Annotated in this window: 15 protein-coding genes; 8 read left to right on the plus strand and 7 right to left on the minus strand. The window is 46.8% G+C overall.

Going from position 1 to position 21,386, the window contains the following annotated elements; genetic code table 11:
• The first annotated feature begins 9 nt into the window (after positions 1-9).
• The 3 genes from SH580_RS00215 to SH580_RS00225 all read left to right on the plus strand — a co-directional run bounded on the left by SH580_RS00215 (position 10) and on the right by SH580_RS00225 (position 3,840).
• Entirely contained in the window at positions 10-591 is a 582-nt protein-coding gene (locus SH580_RS00215; protein WP_319832986.1) for an SGNH/GDSL hydrolase family protein, read from the plus strand.
• Between the two features lie 261 nt (positions 592-852).
• Complete coding sequence (locus tag SH580_RS00220; protein ID WP_319832987.1) at positions 853-1,875, plus strand: LacI family DNA-binding transcriptional regulator; 1,023 nt, start codon at positions 853-855, stop codon at positions 1,873-1,875.
• Positions 1,876-2,031: 156 nt separating this feature from the next.
• Positions 2,032-3,840 (plus strand): right-handed parallel beta-helix repeat-containing protein, encoded by a 1,809-nt coding sequence (locus SH580_RS00225; RefSeq protein ID WP_319832988.1) that lies wholly within the window; start codon positions 2,032-2,034, stop codon positions 3,838-3,840.
• 143 nt (positions 3,841-3,983) lie between these two features.
• Here SH580_RS00225 and SH580_RS00230 read toward each other — a convergent pair whose 3' ends face one another.
• Both SH580_RS00230 and SH580_RS00235 read right to left on the minus strand, forming a co-directional pair.
• The gene (locus SH580_RS00230) at positions 3,984-4,664 is read right to left on the minus strand and encodes a sialate O-acetylesterase (protein ID WP_319832989.1); all 681 of its coding nucleotides are present in this window, start codon (positions 4,662-4,664) and stop codon (positions 3,984-3,986) included.
• A gap of 43 nt (positions 4,665-4,707) precedes the next feature.
• Entirely contained in the window at positions 4,708-6,513 is a 1,806-nt protein-coding gene (locus tag SH580_RS00235; RefSeq protein ID WP_319832990.1) for a right-handed parallel beta-helix repeat-containing protein, read from the minus strand.
• 367 nt (positions 6,514-6,880) lie between these two features.
• Between SH580_RS00235 and SH580_RS00240 the strand changes: the two genes are divergently transcribed.
• The 4 genes from SH580_RS00240 to SH580_RS00255 all read left to right on the plus strand — a co-directional run bounded on the left by SH580_RS00240 (position 6,881) and on the right by SH580_RS00255 (position 13,776).
• Positions 6,881-7,660 carry a hypothetical protein gene (locus tag SH580_RS00240; protein ID WP_319832991.1) on the plus strand — a complete coding sequence of 260 codons (780 nt, stop codon included), beginning with the start codon at positions 6,881-6,883 and terminating at the stop codon, positions 7,658-7,660.
• A gap of 179 nt (positions 7,661-7,839) precedes the next feature.
• Positions 7,840-10,086: an alpha-amylase family glycosyl hydrolase gene (locus tag SH580_RS00245; RefSeq protein WP_319832992.1), complete on the plus strand. Its 2,247-nt coding sequence runs from the start codon at positions 7,840-7,842 to the stop codon at positions 10,084-10,086.
• Between the two features lie 43 nt (positions 10,087-10,129).
• Positions 10,130-12,571 (plus strand): glycoside hydrolase family 71 protein, encoded by a 2,442-nt coding sequence (locus tag SH580_RS00250; RefSeq protein WP_319832993.1) that lies wholly within the window; start codon positions 10,130-10,132, stop codon positions 12,569-12,571.
• Between the two features lie 203 nt (positions 12,572-12,774).
• Positions 12,775-13,776, plus strand: a complete 1,002-nt coding sequence (locus tag SH580_RS00255; RefSeq protein ID WP_319832994.1) for a glycoside hydrolase family protein — start codon at positions 12,775-12,777, stop codon at positions 13,774-13,776.
• A gap of 21 nt (positions 13,777-13,797) precedes the next feature.
• On the opposite strand, the gene SH580_RS00260 is transcribed toward SH580_RS00255, so the two are convergent.
• The 3 genes from SH580_RS00260 to SH580_RS00270 form a co-directional block, all read right to left on the minus strand.
• Positions 13,798-14,595 carry an IclR family transcriptional regulator gene (locus SH580_RS00260; RefSeq protein ID WP_319832995.1) on the minus strand — a complete coding sequence of 266 codons (798 nt, stop codon included), beginning with the start codon at positions 14,593-14,595 and terminating at the stop codon, positions 13,798-13,800.
• 557 nt (positions 14,596-15,152) lie between these two features.
• Positions 15,153-15,896 carry a GDSL-type esterase/lipase family protein gene (locus SH580_RS00265; RefSeq protein WP_319832996.1) on the minus strand — a complete coding sequence of 248 codons (744 nt, stop codon included), beginning with the start codon at positions 15,894-15,896 and terminating at the stop codon, positions 15,153-15,155.
• 121 nt (positions 15,897-16,017) lie between these two features.
• Entirely contained in the window at positions 16,018-17,589 is a 1,572-nt protein-coding gene (locus SH580_RS00270) for an endo-1,3-alpha-glucanase family glycosylhydrolase (protein ID WP_319832997.1), read from the minus strand.
• Positions 17,590-17,921: 332 nt separating this feature from the next.
• On the opposite strand from SH580_RS00270, the gene SH580_RS00275 reads away from it, so the two are divergent.
• Positions 17,922-18,740 (plus strand): prolyl oligopeptidase family serine peptidase, encoded by an 819-nt coding sequence (locus SH580_RS00275; protein WP_319832998.1) that lies wholly within the window; start codon positions 17,922-17,924, stop codon positions 18,738-18,740.
• A 38-nt stretch (positions 18,741-18,778) separates the two neighbouring features.
• Here the strand turns inward: SH580_RS00275 and SH580_RS00280 are convergent, their stop codons facing one another.
• The gene (locus SH580_RS00280) at positions 18,779-20,101 is read right to left on the minus strand and encodes an SGNH/GDSL hydrolase family protein (protein WP_319832999.1); all 1,323 of its coding nucleotides are present in this window, start codon (positions 20,099-20,101) and stop codon (positions 18,779-18,781) included.
• Between the two features lie 424 nt (positions 20,102-20,525).
• Positions 20,526-21,368 (minus strand): helix-turn-helix transcriptional regulator, encoded by an 843-nt coding sequence (locus SH580_RS00285; protein WP_319833000.1) that lies wholly within the window; start codon positions 21,366-21,368, stop codon positions 20,526-20,528.
• Positions 21,369-21,386 lie beyond the last annotated feature (18 nt).

The following is a 21,386-nucleotide window of genomic DNA, read 5'->3' on the forward strand; positions in this document are numbered from 1 at the left end:
TCATATAATATGAAAAATGTCCGCTTAATCGGTGATTCTATACGTCTGGGATATCAAGAAACTGTCCGCAGTGAATTAAGCGGTATTGCAGATGTCTGGTCGCCAGAGGGTAATTGTATGCATTCTGTGCATCATTTATTTAATCTGTCGTGGTATCTGGAGAAAAATGTGGATGTCATACACTTTAACTGTGGGCTGTGGGATTGTAGACGCCTGAATCAGCATCAACTTGATTATGCGGTGCCAGTGGATCAATATGTAAGAAATATTGATTTTATTCTGACTCAGGTTCGTCAGAATTCCAGTGCGCGGCTGATATGGGCAAGTATTACACCTGTTATTGAAGCACGCTATAATTCCCGTTTCGTGAATTCTTATGATCCATGCCGTCAGGCTAATGATTCATTGATTTACAATGAAGCAGTGGCACCGATTTTAGAGAAACACGATGTCTATGTGAATGATCTATTTGCATTCGTATCTGATGCAGGTGCAGATGAATTGATCTGTGAAGATGGTGTCCATTATACAGATGAGGCAAATTTACTGATAGGGAAACGTGTCGCCAATGTCATCAAGCAACAGTTTTAAATCTTCTATAGTTATCTGATAATCGCACAGGTTGCGTTGCGGGTTCAGTGCGTGATCGTTCGGTTTTTTGCCTCAATTTTGTAGACTGAGCATTTCTTGTGCGGAGCGTGTTCTCATGCCAGAGTCCCCGCAGTAGTCGCTGTTACATTGGAATGATCCATCTGTTTAAATGACTCGAGGCTTATCGTGATAAGTTAAACTGTGAGCTTGGCGTAAATAATCATACTTGATCTTCGCTTAGGAGCTTATCACGATAATTAAATGCCTAATCAACGTGCCATTGCAAAAGAACTCGGCCTCACTCAAGCAACAGTTTCTATGGCTTTGAGAAACGTGCGCTCGATACCTGAGGCGACTCGCGAGCGTGTGCGTCAGAAAGCGGAAGAGATGGGGTATAAACCCAGTCCGCAAGTCAGCACATTGATGGAGCGTATCCGCAGTGGCCGCGAGATTAAGGACCACAGTTGTATCGGAATTATCGTGGATGCGAGTTCTGAAAAGGATTGGTTGATCCAAGGTGGTGATACTTATCGTTTACAGTATGAAGGCTACAAGACACGTGCCGCGATGCGTGGCTATCGCACTGAGTGCTTTTTTCTTAAAGGCCCGGGGATGTCTGCTGCTGCGGTGGATCGGCAACTATATGCGCGCGGGATTGAAGGTGTGATTTTGGCTGCACCACGCAGCAATTCTTCAGATCCCACTATATTGCAGTGGGAGCGCTATGCCTTGTCGACGGTTTCTTATTCTTGGTCTTCCCCGCTGGTAGACCGCATTTCCTCGCATCATCGTCATGCGATGGATCAGGCCTTTTCACAGGCATTAGCTCGTGGGTATCGGCGTATTGGGTTTTGCTTGCCTGAGAATGCTTCACTTGGTGGCGTAGATGCCAATTGGATGGCCGGTTACTTAATTGCTCAGATGCAATTACCCCGTTCACGTTGTTTACCAGCTTTTATCGGTGCACCGATGACCACTGAGTTGAAATCATTCCAAAAATGGTATGAGCGATGGAAGCCGGATGTATTGGTCTCACTTATTGGTGAAGAACGTGTATGGATTGAGCAGATGGGACTCGATTTCCCAAAGGAGCTCGCCATTGTTTGTTTAAATTGCCCAACTGATTCGGATTATTCTGGTATTAACGAGAATAATCGCTTTGTGGGGGAAACCGTCGCCGATCATGTGATTAATCTGGTCACACGCAACGAACGTGGACTTCCAGAATTTCCTAAAGTTATCTTGACCGAAGGTTATTGGCAAGAGGGGACATCTCTGCCTTAGTGAAATCTGTAGGGCGTTGGCTTATCGTGATTAGTAAGACTCCACTTGGGGGTAGTTTAAGGGGCATATTTACTCGTAAATGTCATTACTTTCATTTTATCACAAACCGTTTTGTCTTCTATGCGTTCTTCATTTTGTCTCTTATGCGTCCTTTTTTTGAAAGTTGCTACGAGCTCGTTGTTGGCAGGGCCTTATCCTGCTGAGATTGCGGGGTGGGATGAGGATGCGAAGGCCGAACAAATTGCGGCGGGCTCAGCTGTGCTGGAATATATTGATGCTGCGCTTCGTCGGGGTGAACGTGTGATTCGGATCGAGAAAGGGGATTATCGATTCGATCAAGTCAGCGAGGGGAAATATCCCGCTCATATTGTTTGGGAGGGCTTGAAAGATGTGACCTTGGATTTTCAGGGCTCGCACTTCTGGTTTACAGAACCGAGAACTGGAATCAAGATGATCGATTGCGAGAATGTTAAAGTAGAAAATTTGTATATGGATTGGGATCCCTTGCCTTTTATGCAGGGGAGCATTACCGGGATGGATTTGGAAACAGGCTACTTCGATGTGAAGTTGGATGCTGGGTACGATGAGGTGGTTGCGACAAGAATACGTGAAGCAAACAGTCGATGGAAAATGCGTGGTTTTATTTTTGATAGCGAAACCAGAGATTACAAGCTTGGGCAGATTGGCTTCGCCCTCAACTTCTTCTGGGATCAAAGAAATGAAGATGGATCGTACCGTGTTAAATTTCACGGCTTTTATGGTGTTCCCTTGAGTGAAAGCGGGATGGAGCTGGGAGATTCGATCGCTATCTTAGGGCGTATGGGACGGGCCATACGTAGCGAAAATTTGGTAAACTGTATTTATGAAGATGTGACTCTCTACAGCAGCCCCTTTGTTGCCTTTGCGAGTTGGGGCGGTAGCGCGACTGTTTATCGCCGCTGTAAGATCCTTGGTCGTCCAGGTACAAATCGTTTAATGGCAGGCAATGCAGACGGAATCAACTGTGCCAATATGGAGCAGGGACCCTTGATTGAGGATTGTGAAATCTGGAATATCGGGGATGACTTCGTTAACGTGCATGCAAGCCTCGCTCGAGTGATTGCTCAGCCAGCGCCGGATCAGATTATGACCAATATTTTGGCAGATCGTAGGCAGATTGATCGACAAATTACTCTCGAATTTTACACGCGTGAGGAAATGCAGCCTTTGGGGACGCGCCTGGCCACATTGATTGAATATGTGCCGGAGTGGGAAATAGATAAGGCAAGCTGTACTGCAGATCTGGATCACGCTTGGCACTCTGGGACTGCAGCCTCTCTGGGGTATGGCAAGACAGTCGAGGCACATCGAGTGACACTGAATGAGCCTTTTGAAGTCGATGGTGATGTGGTGGTCGTTTGTCGAGAATTTTCCAGCGCAGGTGCAGTGATTCGAAATAATCACTTTAGGGGCTCTGCGGCTAGGGGCATCCGTCAACAGTCCCCTCACGCGCTCATTGAGAATAATGATATCTCTTATACTGCTGGTCCTGGGATTCACTTGATTAGCCAGCCTTCCTATTGGGGAGAGGGGCCATATGTGCGTGATGCGAAAGTGTTAAACAACCGTCTGAATCATAATGTTTGGTTCCGGGATACTGCCAGTGCTGCTTCGATTGTTGTGAGAGTGCTTGGCTATCGTGAGCAAATGCTGAGCAAAGAAATTGTGATCCGTGATAATCAAATCATCCACTCCGGAGGTTCTGGCATTGCTGCCGGAGGAGTGGAAGGACTTCAACTCCTTGATAACTTCATCGATGGGTATGGCATGGGGCAACCGCTGAATGTCAGAGGGGCCAAGCCAGGCCAGAATTTCGCTCTAGTTGTCGATTCGTCCAAGGATGTGTTGTTGGATGGTAACTCTGTGCAGGGGGCAGGCCCATTTGCAGAGGAGGAACGTTTTATCTATGAGGTTGAATTTCGATAGGCAGCTGCACAAACCATGAGCTGCGCATCGCTTTACCACGCCATGCGCTGGCTGTTTTGATTTTTAAGGCGAATTCACAAGTAGTGTCAGCGATCCCTTTACACCTATGCCTCTTTGATTATATCGAGACTTAATGCTTCCTCCTACGGGAGGATTGAGCACTCATTTTGAAGCTCCAACATTTTTTCAGCGTAGCGTTTACCGAGTGTTTTCATACTCTGAGTATCAAAGTGCCAGAGGTCGCTGGCTGTCAGGTCTTCCGTGGTAACGACGCGAGTGTGTTCGACCAGTGATGGGAGTCGTAGAATCATTTCATTGAAGGGATTCTCGTCTATGCGATTGATTTGTCCTGCGATAAAAGGAGTCTGTGTATCTCCCAAGTCCGTGCGCAGAGACTTTATTAGTTGTTGGAGCTTTACTAAGTAATCTGTATCATTACGGCTGGCTTCACCTTGATGCCAAAGAATGCCTTTCAGCTTGCCAGTTCGAAGTGCTATGCGAGTGCGTAGAACAGCTTGTTCATAAAATAGTGTGCCCTTGATCCACTGGTCAATTTTGGTGTTTCCCTTCGCGTTAACAACTAGCCCGATTTCAATGTTCGGTTGAGCCTGCCGCATTGTTTGGGCAAAGAGATACCCTGGCCCCATTTTTTGGTCTTGTAGCTCTCCACGTATGCTCGAGTAGCGATTCAATGGATTCTTTGCAGGTTCCCACAAGTTTTCGATATTCAGTAAATGGCATCCATCCATCGGCTGCATGTCTTCGATTGGGATTTCCGCTCTCCCAGCCATATTGGATTGGCCGATTAATAGGTAAATATCCATTTTACGAGCTGCTGTATTAGTTGCGCTAAAGTATATTCTCGAATCAGTTTTTATTCGAGACATCCAGTTGAAAAAGTGCGCCTTCTGCAAAATCTCCAGCGTCATCGATCACATTGTTTGCAGTCGATAGATCACTGACATTTTGTAGCACGATGGCGTGATTCGCGCCGATCAACGAATCTTCTGTGGCTTGGGCCATGCCATAAGCTTTTATCTCATTGTCAGAAAGTTCCAGGCCCTTCACTCCGCGTGCAATCAGAGCTGCGCCCGGGCTTTGGTAGATTCGATTACCTGTGATTGATATATTAGAAGCAATTTGACGCCCTGCATAGTCTCCGTCGACGATACGAATGGCGGCACTATCCTTGTTTTTTCCTTCAAGACCACCGTAGACGATGGTGTTGTTGCGAACAGTTACATCGTGAACATAAGGTCCTTCTCCCCAGTATCCGGCATGGCCTTGTAGGGAAAGCGCGGGACCCATGGTATAGGCAATGCGATTATTCTCAATCAGGGCGCCGGGGCTTTGCATGCGAATCCCACGTGCTAAAGAGCCTATCATTGAATTGTTTCGGATGATGGCATTCGCACCTGAATACTTTTCGCAAGCGATGATGATGTCGCCTTCGAGCTGAATTGGCTTATCTAGTTGGAGTTTAAGCAGCGTTTCTGTTTTTCCATAAGCGAGAGCAGTTGTATCGCCGGAGCGCATTCGGCGGCTGAGGTCAGCAAGACAACGCTCTTTCTCTATCGTCCATTTGACCAGAGTGGAAGTGACCATGCGTTTGCCTAAGGATTCAAGTGTATTGCGTTTGAGGAACTCGACCTCCACGGGTTCTGTAATGGTGCCACGATAGTTGATTCGAGTGCTGATGACTTCAGTGGGACTGTCTTGCCAGATAACGCGGGCTAAATGACCATGCACATTGATGAAATCGTCACCAATGTTTTCGATGCTGCAGTTTTCAACGATGGGGCCTTCGATTGAATTGGAGATGTTGAAACCATCCGCGTTGCCTGCGATTAGACGATCGGTGCCGGGGCGACGGACGATTTTGCAATCACGAAAAACCGGGCCGTGCTCCCCGGATGTAACATTGCTCGCAAAAGCTACAAAAGGGCTACTGTAGAGCGTGATGTTTTCCATTACAGAATGGCTGCCAGCTTCAATTCGGATGGCGCGTCGCATTCGTTTGAGAATGGCGATCGCGTCGCCGACTTCGATGTTCGATTCAGTGATCGGGATTTTATAGAACCCGCGGTATTTTAAGCGGTAAGTGCCGTCATCGTTTGGCTTGTTCCAGTCTAAGCTGAGTGTGAAGCCAGTTTGCCCTGCTTTTATGAAGCGGGTATTCGCATCGAAGAGCATCCCACGTAATCCCCCTAGCTTGCCATTGCTTGCGGACATCCCAGGGGCGACGCGCTCATAACCGGGATCGATGCGAACATCAAAAGAGCTCGATTCCGGATAGACTGCTGTAATGATGCCTTGAGTGAACGGTAGCGGATCCCAGTCAAGCACGGCGTTCTTAATCGTTAAGTGATCGGATCTGCTGGTGACGATTCCCGTGGCCTCGTTTTCGAACCATAGAGTCGAGCCTTGGAAATCGATTGTGAAATTTGTCATCCCTCTGAAGTGGATGAATGACGGACGATTGGATCCGTCGGTTTCAGCGAAGCGATAGTCTCCCTTGGGGATTTTGATTTCTGACTCACCACTCGTTGCTGCTTTTTTTATCGCTGCGATGACTGCTTTTCCTGCTTCCCGCTGACTCTCTTTAGTGGCTTCGCTCCAATTTGAGATTTCTGCGGGATAGGGGGCAGCATTGAGCGTGTGCCATGTGCTCATTAGCAGGAGTAGTCCGCAAACTAGAAGTGCTTTGGGGAATTGAGTCATAAGTGTTTGGGCTATCATAGAGCTAAGCACTTTGTCGGTAGGTTCCTGCTGAGCAAATCGTCTATTGGTTATCATGATAAACTAGGGCTTTTTATGCTAGAATCAGCTTGGCAATCAAAAGCAGTCTTGGACTGCGTGTTGGATTGGTTGCCTTTGTTAGGGATTGATTATTAATCACTAAATATATTATAATATGTTAATAATGGCTTGATTCACTTTGGTGTAATTGTAGATTTCGTGCATTGTTCGTTGGCTATTGAGGTCATTGAGCAATGTGATTCACTAAACAATCAAGAGAACCCCAACCTATCAGAATATTATGAATTCTTCGTTAAAGCTATTCCCTCATTTGTTAATTGTATCCGGTGTTTTGCTGGCCGCTTCTGCCAGAGCTCAAGTCACTGCGATTACCTCCGATTATGTGGATGGGGACACTCGAAATTTGACGTCCATCACTATTGGGGGCACCCAGTATTTTCAGAGTGACATCACACTCGGTCAGTTGGATGTAGATACGGCTAGTCAAACCGGCGCTTTGATCGGGCGGCTGGTGGGCGGGAGTTCAGCGCCGGGCGCTTCTGATGCAAATATCAATAATGCTGGATCAACGTTTAACTTTTCTTACACTCCCTTAAATCTCGGGGCGGGGTCCGTTTACCAGTTCGGCCGAGTCATCGAGGAGGATGATTCTATTTTTATCCTGGAATGGGAAGCTGCAGAAGAGACTACGCAGACCCTAGGCTTAGTTAATTCTTCTGGTGACCTCATTGAAGGTTATAGCTACTCGTTTGATATTGATACAGCATTTTCAGGCGAATTGTACAACCATCCTGGTGGCATGGCTTTTAATGGTGGTTCCAGTGGTATTGCAGCCAATGTTGATTCGTTGGCTGGTCTGAGTATTTCACTTTCTGACTTTACTGGAACCGAAGTAGGCGATCTCTCGACTGCCACCGGGATTCTGATTGTGAATTCAGCCAGCTTGGATGCACCTATGATTGGTCTCGCTTCGATTCCAGAGCCCGGCTCATTTGCGCTCATTTTGGGATTCGTCTCGGTCGGCTTTCTCAGCACGCGTCGTTTGAGTCGAGCTATGTAGCTTTTCTGAGTGGTGCATGATGATGGAGGCGGTCACGCCTCGGTCGTGTCGGCTGCACTAGGCGGTGGGGGAAATACATACTATCAGCGCCTATTTACGAGCTCGTTTGTAGCGATTAGAACCGCGGCAGGCGAGCTCTCCTTTTTTGTATGTGCTCGATCAGGACATAATTGAATAACATGAAGATAGACGAAGTAACTAAACCGCATTTGAACAAGGATTTTTCAAGTGAAGTAAGGCCTAATCAATTGGTTGAAAGGTTCGAATTTGAGGGGCAGTATATCGCCATCGAATTTGCGTCACATTCGGGCAATTTGATTGGGATCAAGCGTCTCAACGACGACGCATACATCTATCGCGATCGCGAGGGCTTCGGTTGTCGGGTGTGTTGGGGTGGGGATCCTGTGCGTCCATTGACGCGTGGTGGTTCGGGTGCTTGGGTGTTACTCGTGGAGAATCCGCCAGTGGATTCGATTATGCTCGGAGTTGACATGGTTTATGAAGGCTTTAAGCGGACGGATACTGGAAATGCCGATGAAATTACTATTTTTCAACGCGATGGGGATTTGCGCTTGGCTACCACCTACCGATTATTGAAACGACTACCGGTAATCTCATTTGATTTTGAAGTGAGCAATGTCGGCGATGGCGACGTCAATATTCACTTCTTAGATTTCCCTTGGGGACGGTGGTCGTTTACGAATGAGCGCTGTCATTGGCAAACTGACAAAGGCAACTTTCAAACACAATCTTTGGCTTGTGGCGGGAGTGCGGTTTTTTGGCGTGATAGCGATGGCGATTGGTGGGTTTGGGACATTCTGCCTGAACCGCAGAAGAGTATGAATTGTAAGTTGCTGATGGGAGGGCGTCTCCGTGCCAAGGGCGATTCTATGCGTGGTGGTGGATTTCACGTGGGGCTGTCTGAAAAGCAAGGACACGGCTCGGCAGACATCGCTCGAAAATGGTCGATGCTGCGCCAATTAAAGCCACTGCCTGGTGCCCATTGGGCAAGATCGGCCAATATCTACGAAACCTTTATTGGCTATCGAAATATTGTCGGTATTGAAATGGAGCCGAAGCCGGTTAGAGCCGAACCTTATCCCACAACTGAGGTTTTGATCGAAGATTTGCCGCGCATCAGTGAGCTCGGGTACGATGTGCTCTATATGATGCCGAGACAACCGTATCCTGGCTACACGACGCTCAGTCTGACGGATGCGGCGGCGCAGTATGGAGATGGCCCGGGAACGGAGCGAGCCTTTCAGCGCTTGGTGGATGCGGCGCATGCGATGGGCATGCGAGTGATCGTTGATGTCGTTTTACATGGAGGCATGGATCAGGCCAGTTTACGGAATCAAATGATGGTGAGTGAGCAGGAGGGGCCTGGAGTATTGGGGACTAATTATGATCTGGCGCATCGCGAGTATTTACTGAAGACGGTGCCCGAGGAGCATCCGTATTGGCAATCAAATCCGGAATGGTTTAGTTTGATCAATGAAAATGAATGTCAAATGGGCTACACGCGTTGCTTTGATATGCGGCATCCCGGTTTTCAGGATTATTTTGCAAAATCCTTGGCATCGATGTTGGAAAGCTACGACCTAGACGGTTTCCGCTTTGATGCACCGTGGTGGACGCCATTCGCCTATCGTTGGACTGAAGAAGCTGGCTATCGGGCTAGTTGGTCGGTGGGTGCCTCGGTCGAATTGATCAATAATCTTTATCTAGAGACGCGCAAGGTGAAGCCAGACGCACTGTTCTTTATGGAAAGTAGTGATCCGTTCACCTGTCAAACCGCTCAGATGCAATATCCTTACGATGTGCATCGGATCGTTTTTGTGAAGATGCATCGCAATGAAATGAATGCCCGCGAAATGCGCGAAGGGCTGGCCTACTTGCGACAGATCCGCTTACCTGGGATGCGCACGGCTTATTGGATGGTTGATTCCCACGACAGTGTTTGGGCGAACAAGAGCTATGAAAAGTGGTTGGTGCCGTATCTTGGATTGCCCAAAACTAAGGCATGTGCAGTGCTGATGGCAACTTTAGGCGATGCGATTATGAGCTATACGGGAAGCTCGGACGGCATGGAGGACTTATTTCGTCAGTTGTTGACACTACGGCAATCTGTGCCCGTTCTAGCCGAAGGGGAGTGTGATGAGATTGCCGTCACCTGTAGTCATGATGATGTTTTTCCCGTTTGGAGAACTTATGGCAGCGATTGGGCGCTTCCTGTCATTAGCTTCTCCACGAAGCCTGTGCGGGTCGAACTGGAGTTGCCGATCGAGGGGACTGATCATATTCAACTTAAAGATCTGTTATCGCCGGAGCGTGTGCATCCTATTGAAGGTCGGAAGATTGTTTTGAATCTCGAACCGTTTGATTATTGCTTGATTGTGCCGGAGTCGAGTGCGAGATGCTTCTAATCCAAAGCGATATTTGTTTTTTACCCCAATCCCATATACCCCTATGATACAAAGATTGATTTCATGTCTATGTTTAGTTGCGCTAGCAAATGGCACTTATGCACAAACCACACTACAGTGGCCATTTGATCAGGATTCACCAGTCTTACTGAGGCAGTCGCCTAAAAAGGTTTTCATTCATTATTTCAGCCCATTCCCTGTCTCTATCGATAATAAAGACGGATGGGGGGATTACTACGAAATTGGCTATCTGGATCCTCACGGTGAGAATGATAAACACATTAGCTATGGAGGCTATTTGCGTCAGCGACCATTACCAAGGAAGGCCAGATCCGAAAGTGACTGGTATACGCAGGATATGGTCGATGAAGTCGAGCTTGCCGCAGCTCTTGGCGTGGACGGGTTTACATACAATATGTTGAGCGTCAAAGATTCTAGTAATGTCCATTGGTTACGATTGCTGCGTATCATTGACGCTGCAGAATCAGTAGATAATGGGTTTAAAATTATGCTAATGCCGGATATGTCAGCTGGCTATAAAAGTGTAGGGGCAGATGTTCTAGCCGATTCTATTAAGGCCGCCGTTGATCATGATTACAATTCTGATTTCAAACATGAGGTACTGTATCGTTTGGCGGATGGTCGCTTAGTCATTTCTCCATATAGTGCTCATTTGAGACCCGTAAGCTTTTGGGAGGATTTCGCAGATGAAATGGATGCCCTTAATCTCGATTTCGTGCTGTGGCCACTCTTTCAAGGTTGGACCGGGTATATTGAGGACTTTGCACAATCGGATGCGAATGTAGTCGGTTTTTCTGATTGGGGTGTTTCTGCATACGCGTGGCAAGCTGGTCGAAAAATCTCTCTTAACAATAACTCTCATCATGGTTTGGAGTTTATGGCTCCAGTTCGCCCGCAGGATTTTCGGCCAAAAAACAAAATGGGGTATGAGGGGCTGAATTCAGCACTCTTTCGAGAGCAGTGGGATACTGCGCTCAATGAGCCTGACGCTTCCATGGTCCAGATCATCTCTTGGAATGACTATTCTGAGGCCACCGAAATCACTCCCTCCACTCATACGCGTTACGCCTTCTACGACCTAGCTGCATATTATGTCAGTTGGTTCAAGAACGAGCAACAGCCGGCGATCATTCGCGATGCGCTCTACTACTTTTACCGTGTGCAGCCGCATGATGCCGAGCCTAGTTCAGCGTATCAAGACGGCCCGTTCGTATTTAGTGCACAGGATACCCCCCAGAGTGAAATTGAACTTTTAGCCTTTTTAACCTCCCCGGGGACTATAGAAATAACCATAAATGGTCAAACCACAAGCAGTGCGGTGGGCAGTGGAATACAGTCGCTGACTGTGCCCTTGCAAGCAGGAGTGCCAAGTTTTCGCTTGATACGTAATGGCTCGACGGTGATGGAAATGAAGGGGAATTGGGAAATTACTGATAATATCGAGTTCAGTAATTTACTTGTCCACGCCGATGGAGGCACTCTTGAAGCTCCGCGTGTGATGCCGGCATTGGGGGAGCATACGATCAATTTTATCGGTCAGAGCTACACTGCATATAGTCACAACCAAGATAGCAGTGGCACATCCACATTAATCAATAACACAACGGGATGGCGCTTGACTGGAAATCGCTGGCGTAAACTAGGACTCCATTGGCCAGTTACAGAGAACACACTTTTAGAGTTTGATCTCAGTATTACAAATCAGGGTGAGTTAATTGGTATCGGCCTGGATAATGACAATGATTATATTACAACCGGAATTTCTCCTGAAACACCTCGGATTTTCAAAGTGGCAGGAGCTCATGGTGTCCCTTCGGAATGGAATGATTTTTCTACGACCTATTACGCTCATGCTGGTGGCTCTGATTACATGTGTATCCCCGTGGGCGAATACTTTACAGGTGATATGGTAAATCTCGCATTTATCGCTGACGATGATTCTGCGGCCAGTGCTGACGTTTGCCTTAGTAATTTGCGGATACTAGAGGGGAAACTAGTTGATTTTGATGACTATATTATTAGTAGTTACGGAGGGGTTCAAGACGGGCAGCAGGGGATGCCGAGTTCAGCTGTTAGTTCAGATGGGGGGCTTAAGCTGGAATTATCAGGGAACGCATGGAAATGTATTCCGTTAGACTACAAAGTGTCTAAATACACTGTTCTTGAGTTTGAACTATTTTGCCATGATGCAGGGGAAATTCTTGGTATCGGCTTGGATAATGATACAGACTTTCAAGATGAAAAACGTTTCTTCCAGTTAGCAGGTAGCGACGTATTGTTACCGTATGGTTGGCAGGAGTCGAATGGGCAATATGCCGGCACGACCACTTTTTATAGTATAGCAGTTGGCGATTTTTATACTGGCACCATGACAAAGTTGTTTCTTGTCGCAGATGATGATGATAATGGGTCTGCTGCTGTAATTTTTAAGAATATCAAACTTTACGAGGATTATGTGCGCTAGTTCGTAGCGAATTATATAGTTATTGTGACTTACCTTAGTTCTGATGCTTTCATTTTACGATTAAGCTTATTGGTAGTCTTGTGATTTATCGTGATTAGCGGATTCAATGTTGCTGCTATGAGCAGTAGAATCATTTTTTATGCGCAGGTTAATTTTTCTGCACTTCTAACTGCCTTCATACACATAACCAAGATTTACATCTTATGAAAATACAGTGCTATTTAGAAACAATAGTCCTACTTTTTGCATTCATGTCTAATATGCACAGTAATCCTGAGCCTTTTCATCATCGTTTAACACCGAAAGGTCGGATACTTGATCTGAACCATGAGGGCTATATTGTATGGACTTGCTCGCCGATACGCGATGATGCGGGTAAGGTACACGTGTTTTTTAATCGTGTTCCAGAGCCAGCATTCTGGTTTAAGAACTTTCGCACGCAAGGGCATATCATGCATGCGGTTGCAAATCAGCCTGAGGGGCCTTACACCGTAAAGAATTTAGTTATAAAAGGTCGAGGTCAGGGACACTGGGATGGCTATGGAATTGTCAATCCTCGTATATACCGGGTTGGGGAGCAGTATGCGCTTTTCTTTACCAGCTATGAAGTTGCATGGCCGCTTAATGATATGAAAGAGCATATAGGTTTATTGCTGTCAGATGATTTGAAAACATGGAGGCGGGCAAACGGTGGAAAGCCTATTTTATCTCCATCTGATGAGGATCCTGATGCCTTTGATCACCAAATTATCAACAACGCTTCGTTTGTGCAAGATCCTGAAACCGGAGAATTCCGTTTGTATTACCGTGGAATCCAGTCGATACCCAAAAATCGAGACTACATTGGTTACGCCACTGCCACGAGTCTCGAAGGTCCATGGGTCAAATCTCCGAATAATCCTGTCGTGGGGCCTGACATGGTGCCAAACTCTGTAAAGTCTTTTCGCGGTTTTGAAGACCCATGTGTTTGGATTGAGAACGGTCTATATCACATGCTGACCAAAGATATGGGGTATTTCAATCCCCCGACCAGTGCTTATTTCCAATCCTCAGATGGTATTCATTGGGGGGTGCCTGTGCGCGGTTACGACAAGCAGGATGATTCGCCACAGCTATTGTTCGATGCTCACGGAGCTCCAGATTATCTTTTTGTTAACCGTCATAAGTATGGGGCACTGAGCGGATATGTTTACAAGATCGACTGAATCGATTAGTCAATCTCGCAATCATACTGTGCGACTTGAGGGGGCGTTGGTGGTCGAAAGTACTTTTAAACGCATGCTGATTTTTTTAGCAGTTTGGATCGTCAGTTCATGTAGCAGAGCTTTGTCGGATGTTTTGCTGTCCATACTGATGTAGGCGCCCACGGTGGCGTTGACTTCGTTGTTCTCCGATACGATCGGGGCCGCAACCGTATATAAGTTAACGTCTTCGCTTTGAATATTAGGTGAGCTGTAGCCTTCGCGTTTAATTTTTTTGAGATAAGCTTCCAGTTTGCTTTGGCTTTTCCAGGCGCTGCGACCTAGTTCTTCGAAGGGTTTGTTTTTGTAGTAATTTTGCCTTCGTTCCTCACTCGCGTAGGCCAGTAATAGTAATGAAGTGGCTTTGACGTAAGGGGGGACTGGAAAATCCCGGCATTTGATGACGACACCCGGTCGATGACCGTCAGTGAACATTCTTTTGAAGGTGCCGTTGCCGTCTCGCTCGACCAGCATGAAACTGGAGTCCAGATTGTGTTTTTGTGCGTTGAGCAGTTCTTCGGAGGTGATGCTTAGTAGTTGTTGTTCATTGTTCAAAGTCGCTAGTTCATGAATTGCGCTCCCGAGTAGAAATCGTAGGGGAGCCTGTTTGCGGATGACCAGTTTTTCTGCTTCAAGTGTGCGGATAATATTATAGGCCGTGTTTGATTTTAGGCCAGTTCGGGCAGTGATTTGCGGGATTGAGAGTCCTTCTTCAACTCCGGCAATCAAATACAGAATTTGAACAGCGCGTTGAATCGATTGGATCGGTTGTCTTTGTTGCATGTTGATCATTAATCACTGAATATATTATAATATGTCAATGATGACTTGATTCACTTTGGTGAAATTATAAATTTTGTGTATTGTTTGTTAGCTCTTTAGGCCATTGGCAGTGTGATTCACGAAATAATACAGAGCACCCAAAGCTATCAAAATATTACGAATCCTTTGTTTAAGTTATTCCCTCATTTGCTAATTGTACAACCATCCTGGATGGCATGGCCTATGATGGTGGTGCCAGCAGTATTGCATCCAATGTTGATTCGTTGGCCGGACTGAATATTTCTCTGACTGACTTTAGTGGAACCGAGTAGGCGAACTCTCAACTGCTACTGGATCCTGATTGTGAATTCAGTCAGTTTGGATACGACTATGATTAGTCTTGCTTCGATTCAAGCCTCGGCTCATTTGCGCTCATTTTGGATTCATCTCGCTCGGCCTTCTCAGCACGCGACATTTGAGTCGAGCTATGTAGCTTTTCTGAATGGTAAATGATGATGGAGGCGGTCACGCCTCGGTCGCCTAGTCGTAATCAGATTAAATACAAAGATGGTGTTATATTATAGGTCTTTAGTTGATAATTTCAGTAGGGAGGCACGTATGTTTACGTTCCAGACGGCATAGCCTTCTTCGGTGAAATGAATGCCATCATCAAGATAAAGCTGTGGGTGTGGTATGCCTGCCTCATCCAATAGGCCAACATGGGCCCCTTCCACCATCGTAATATTCTCACGTGATGTTGCGTAAACTTTCATGGCCGCATTTAGACTTTGAGCCTTTGGCCAAAATTTGACTCGATTCGGGCTTGGTTTGACCGGGACAATTATAATTTTACTATCCGGAAACTCAGCCTGTAAGCGGCCCATGGTCTCCAGGAAATCTTCATACACCTGAAATACACTTTTTCCGACAACCACGTCGTTGTCACCTTCATAAATGAGTATGTAATCAGGTTTGACTGGCGGAATTAGATAACTCCACAAGGCATTGACGTCGGAAAATCTAGAACCACCGAATCCGAAGTTGATGACTCTGAACTCAGGTAAGGCTTCCTGTGCGGCCCATCTACGAAAGCTGCTGCTCCCAATACAAAGAACAATTGGGCGTTCTTCATCCTGCGCTATTTTAACCGCCTTTTGTAAGTTTTTTACGTAGTCGAGGTATCTCAAGGGGTCCGCATCTGGTTTTCTTTCGAGAGAAGCAAGTCCGCTATCTGTTAAGCAAATATCATTGGTTTGATTGCCTGCAAATAGCATGCTGCACATTAGGAGAAATGGGATAAGAAGGCTTGAATTGTATTTCATTATTTGAGGTAATTCTATTAGGGTTAAATGCCCGCGACGAAGACGGCTCTGAGGATTTTATCGTTTGCTATATTGTGATTCGTGTAGTCAGTTTTTGTCTCATTTTTGATAACTGTGGCGCTCAATATTCCCCGTAAGCGGGAGTCGGGGTGAAGGGACGTGTGCTTGACCCACCGTGGTAGACTGGGTTTTCCACCGCACCGCCGAGTTTGACCTCCCAGTTACTCTCAGTCTCAAGTACGATCTCTTGATCACGAATGATACGGAAGACGGGGCGTCCTTCCTGAACTGGAACGGATAGTGTGGCAAGGCCTGCTGCTGTGTTAGCTCTGAATTCCTGTCCGTTTTGCTCAATTTCGATCACTGCCGGTTCTGTCAACAAAGCGACCATCTCCACGTTATTGATGAAAGGGGTTTTGCCCGCGTTACCGAATGGCTTACGCTGTTTCTCGGCGACCACTCCTTCGGGAAATGGGAAAATTTGCGCACGGTGTGTGTAGTAGATTGCATCTTCCTTGATTGCCGGAGGCGTGCCCGTTTTAAACCAAGTCGTATAGTATGCAGTCAGATCGTAGTAGGCAAACTGAGAGCCTGAAGAGGGGGAAATTTCGGATGCCTCCGAGTAGTCGTTCCATGTAACGAGTTGGACATATTGAGAGTCGCCCTTGATGGCCGCGTCCCAAAGGTAGCGGAATGTGCGAGTGTTTTCGGCTTCCCAGGCGATGAGTGACTTAGAGCGTACATCTTGAGGGGCGACAGGAAACATCCACTTGTCTGTGTATGGGCTGGCAGCTTGTTTTGAATTTCTGAAATCATATTGCTCAGCATAGTCGATGTCGCGGAAGCCCCAGTCGGTTAGACCATAAATAATATTCTGATACAATACGCCGTTTTTATCTAGATGCTCGTATCCAACTTGAACAGGGAGGAATGCAATCGGATGACCAGCATCCTTCATTTTTTTGATGAGGACTTTCCAGTATTCCTTTGGTTGTTTAAATGCATTGTAGGGTGCGACCAGCAGGCGTCCGTCCTCTACATAATAGAGTGATTTATAGTGCGTGAGATCGAGTAGCACGTCTACAAGGATATCTGCTTTGGATTTTAGCTCGGCATTCATGTCTGGCATGAGTGCAATTTTGAAGTCAGGGGCAACTCGTTCACTCACTTCTAAGAGCATCTCTAAAATTCGGCGGTGTTCGTTATCGGGTGAGACGCCGAGCATATCGTATGTGAACCCATCTAAGCCGATTCTTTCCGCACGGAGTACTTCAATTGCTAGGTTAATACGCTTCCAGTCGGGACTATCCCATTGGTTGACTGGTAGTGGTCGTTGCCGCAAGGTGCCCCCTCCACCGACAATATAACCTCCACGCCCTTTTAAATACTTGTCACTGCCTTCTGGACTGAGGTGTAATTGACTGTAAGCGTCCTCGCCAGTAGCTTTGTTATCAAAGGACAGGGGAAAGGGGGAGAAAAAGTGTGCAAAGACTTTTTTGTCTGACTTTACGTGCTGATATGTAGAATGTTCAAATGGCCAAACAGAATCTGGAGATTCTTGTTCGACGAACTGGCGGGCCGTCTCTTCGATGCTCGGCCAGTCGATTGCTGGCGTTGCCTTATCCATCGCGAGAATATTCATAAAGGGGATACTCAATAGGAGTACAATTGATGTAAGGTACAGATTAATCATAATTTTAAATTTAAGTGGAAATTTCAATGTCTCCAGCATTGTGTCGTTTATCTCGATAAGTAGTTAGCATATGTGAGTTATAAGATCGTTTTTTTTGACTAATAAATTATCGTTATTTGATCGTGCGCCCGTCCTGAGTATTATGGCTATAAACTGTGGATACAGTTGGGGATTCAGTCTGTGCGTTTGGTTTTGGGGGCACTTATCGTGATAGATAGGTTAAGTGAAGTCGTTTATTGATTGGAAAGGTCTTTTTCAATTGACTACGTCTATAATTGCTCGACCACTCTGGCGTATATCGAGAATTGGGCACCGTATTAGGAGAAAGAGAGATGCAAATTAAAATAAAAGAACTAAAAGATATTTCTTACCTCGGAGAGGCTCGTGAGGAGAAAATGGACGCGTATTTGCCAGGAGGATGTACATCGGATTTACGCCCAGCAGTTTTGTTGATACATGGCGGCGGATGGAGACTTTCGGATAAGGCCTCAGCTCGTGAAGTAAGTATTGCCCGTGACTTAGCGCACCATGGCTATGCAGTTTTTTCGATAAATTATCTGTTGAATATTGGCGATTATAATGAGGATGGGGTTTTTAAACATACACGAATCGCTTGGCCAAATAATTTTTTTGACTGTAAATCAGCACTGAGATTTGTACGTAAATTTGCTCATAGGTATCAGGTTGATTCAAGCAGAATTGCGGTGATGGGGGCTTCTGCCGGGGCTCACCTTGCGATGCTGCTAGCCAGCACGTCGCACCACGATGCGTTTAACTCTCAAGGGCTGTATACTGAGCAATCGAGCGAAGTCTCATGTGTGCTGAATTTTTATGGTGACTATGATGTTCGTGGGCGACGGGTCTCTCCTTTTCAAGGCGCCAATGAGGCGCAAACCCAAGAGAATGAGCAGGCAGCTTCGCCAGTGACATGGATCGATGATAAGACGCCTCCGATGTTGATTGCTCACGGAGTTCTTGATGATACCGTCTTGATCGAGCGTTCCCGTTTGCTAGTAGAACACCTTCGCAAGCAATCTCTGACTTATGTCTATTTGGAGCTGTCTGAAGATGGACATGGCTTCAATTTACACCCGAAGTCAATGGACTTGGAGATGGTCGTGGTCCAATTTTTAAATAAGTTTTTAAATTAGCGGTATGAAGAACTTAGAAGGTGCATTCGAATAGCTTTCTAGTCCAGTATTTCGCCCACGATGAAGATTGCGCCTACATTCCAATGCAGTTTGGCATACTTCTCGGGGTTCTTGTCGTAGTCGCCACGATTTCTTTCGAAGAGGATATTTCTTTTGTTCAGTTGCTCGTCTAGCACACGAATCGTTACTTCGTGAATGGTATCTTCGAGCGCGCTGCCGACTTTTAGCCTGGCGAGGCGTTGATAGGTGCAATAGCCATCCATCCGCGTGCTGGTAGTGGTTTCACCATCAAGTGTGACTTCAACTTTAGCGCTGTCGTAGCCGAGTAAATCGTAGAGTGCGACTTCTGTGCCCTTGAATTTGAAGGAAAGCGTAGCGCCTGGCTCGAGGCGGTAGAGCTGTTTCAGCTCTTTTTGGAAACGGGTGTTCCCCGCGGCACGTAGGTCGGTGTAGGGCCCGGATAGGTATTGGGGAGTGAGAAGAATCTGTTGAGCGTTTTCTAGATTATCTTCACGGATAGGCGATTTCAGTAAGTGAGGTGCTCTGGCAGTGTTTTTTTGGATTTGCTTGAGCGAACGGATCAGTGCTTCCGTATAGAGGACATGGCCTGTTTCGGGGTAGGGGTGGACGCCGTCTTTGGAAAAGATGATCCGCCCTTCTGCGTCGGTAGCCATCGCTGCGGATTCGTCTATTTCGTCGCCGGAAACGCGGGTCATCGGTGCACTGGTTTTCATGACGAGTTTGTTTTCCATCTCCATGAGGGCGGCCTGATAGCCTAATTCAATGCTGGGTATCCCGTAATGATACGCGACTGATTCCATCACGCTAGCGGAGCGCATACGCTTGCCTTTTGCGAGCGCCTTGGAGTTGCTTGCGGTCATGGTGTAAACAAAGCAGATGTCTGTTTCCGGATTTGCCTTCCATGTTTTGCGAACGATGCCTTCCATTGACTTTGTGATATTCTCTTCACTGGCTCGTCCGTCATTGACCGCAAATTCTACGAAGAGTAAATCCGGCTTCGCGGCGAGCGCATCATTTTCGACCCGGTAGACTCCCAAGTCAGAACCAGTGCCGCCAATGGCTGCGTGGACGCCTGTGACACTGGCTTGTGGGTATTGTTCTTCAAACCATTTTTGACTGAGCACTCGCCATCCGGTTTGCGCAGTGATACTACCGCCGAGGTAAGCAACGGTGACTTCTTGATTTGATGCAAGTTTTTGAAAGAAATTGGGCAGTCCGTCGCGCGGGATGAACTCGACCGCGTCGTCGTGAGATTCGGCATCGGCCTGGAGTATTGTAGTGCTGCATAGGCTAGCTATGACTAATGAGAGGAGCGCTTTTAGACAGGAAAATGGCTTCATTATTCTTTCTTAAATGGGGGGGCAGTGATGATCGTTACATCGACATCATATTTATGAGTAGATACTGCATCGTTCTTTTTTCACAGTTCGCGATTCAAATCATAAGCTCAAATGAAAAACTGTTTATCGCGATAAGAAATTTAAGAAAGGTAGGCGCTTATTAGTTTTTGAACACGTTACATCCTGTAAGTTGCGCTGTCGTGATCTTATCGCAGATGGACTGCTTGGTTTCATTGTATGGGCCGCCCCACTGAAGGTATATGCGGGGATAGAGTAAGCCGCTATGATTCACTATTAGATAGAGAAATAGTGTTCTTCGCCGAATTCTTTAATCTCGCGTCAAATGCAGAGTAATTTTGCTATTCTAAAAGTAAAAGCTCACGCTGCTAAATTCTGATTAGCTTTACGATTGATTTGACGCTCTCTAAGAGAATTGTGAGATTCCGTTCCTTATGCGGTATTGGCGTGGCGTGCTCTTGTAGTGTGCTTTGAATAGTTTGTAGAAGTGTCCGAGATTTTCGAAGCCGCATTCGTGGGCGATTTCTAGAATCTCTTTTTGTGAGGTTTCGAGCTGCATCGAGGCCCACTTGAGGCGGGCGCGGTTGACGATTTCACGTGGCGTAGTTTCCAATAGACGCCTACAATCCCGACTGACGTGTTCATGGCTGCGGCCAGCGATGCGGATGAATTCTGGCACACCACCAACGAAGTTGGGCCAGGTCTCAATTCGTCGTAGCGCGTGCGTGAGCCATTCTGGCATCGCAGGGTAAGGGCTGGTTTCTCGGTCTCGATTGTCGAGGAGTGCCAGCACGCCGAGCAGGTAGGCCGCTGCATTGGTTGTGTTCCAGTGGCCCGCAGCAAGGTCGTTGCCCATCTGTCGCAAACGTTCCCTGTCGTCGCTGCTGAGTTGATACTCGCGCTTTTCAATGGATGGGTGATCAAAGAAGCAGACTTTATCGGCAAAGAATTGATCACGGATTCTTTCCCATAGTGAAGAGGGGAAGGCGAAGTTAATCAAGCCGACGTGCTCGTTTGTATCCCATGCAGAAAAGCCATGTGAGTCGTCGGCCCGGATGAGTGCGAAATAACCGACTTCCATCAGGCGTCGCTCGCCATTGAGCAGGTGGCAACCGCGTCCGCTTTCAATCCAGAAGAACTCATGGTAGTCCTGGCAGTGCACGGGGGGAGCGGGTAGATAGTTATATTTGTAGGCCTCGTAGGTGCAGGCATAGGCCTGAGGCCACTCTGCTGTAGAAATCTTATGCATCAAGTAGGCGTAATAAAT

Source organism: Coraliomargarita algicola (genome assembly GCF_033878955.1).
Lineage (GTDB): Bacteria > Verrucomicrobiota > Verrucomicrobiia > Opitutales > Coraliomargaritaceae > Thalassobacterium > Thalassobacterium algicola.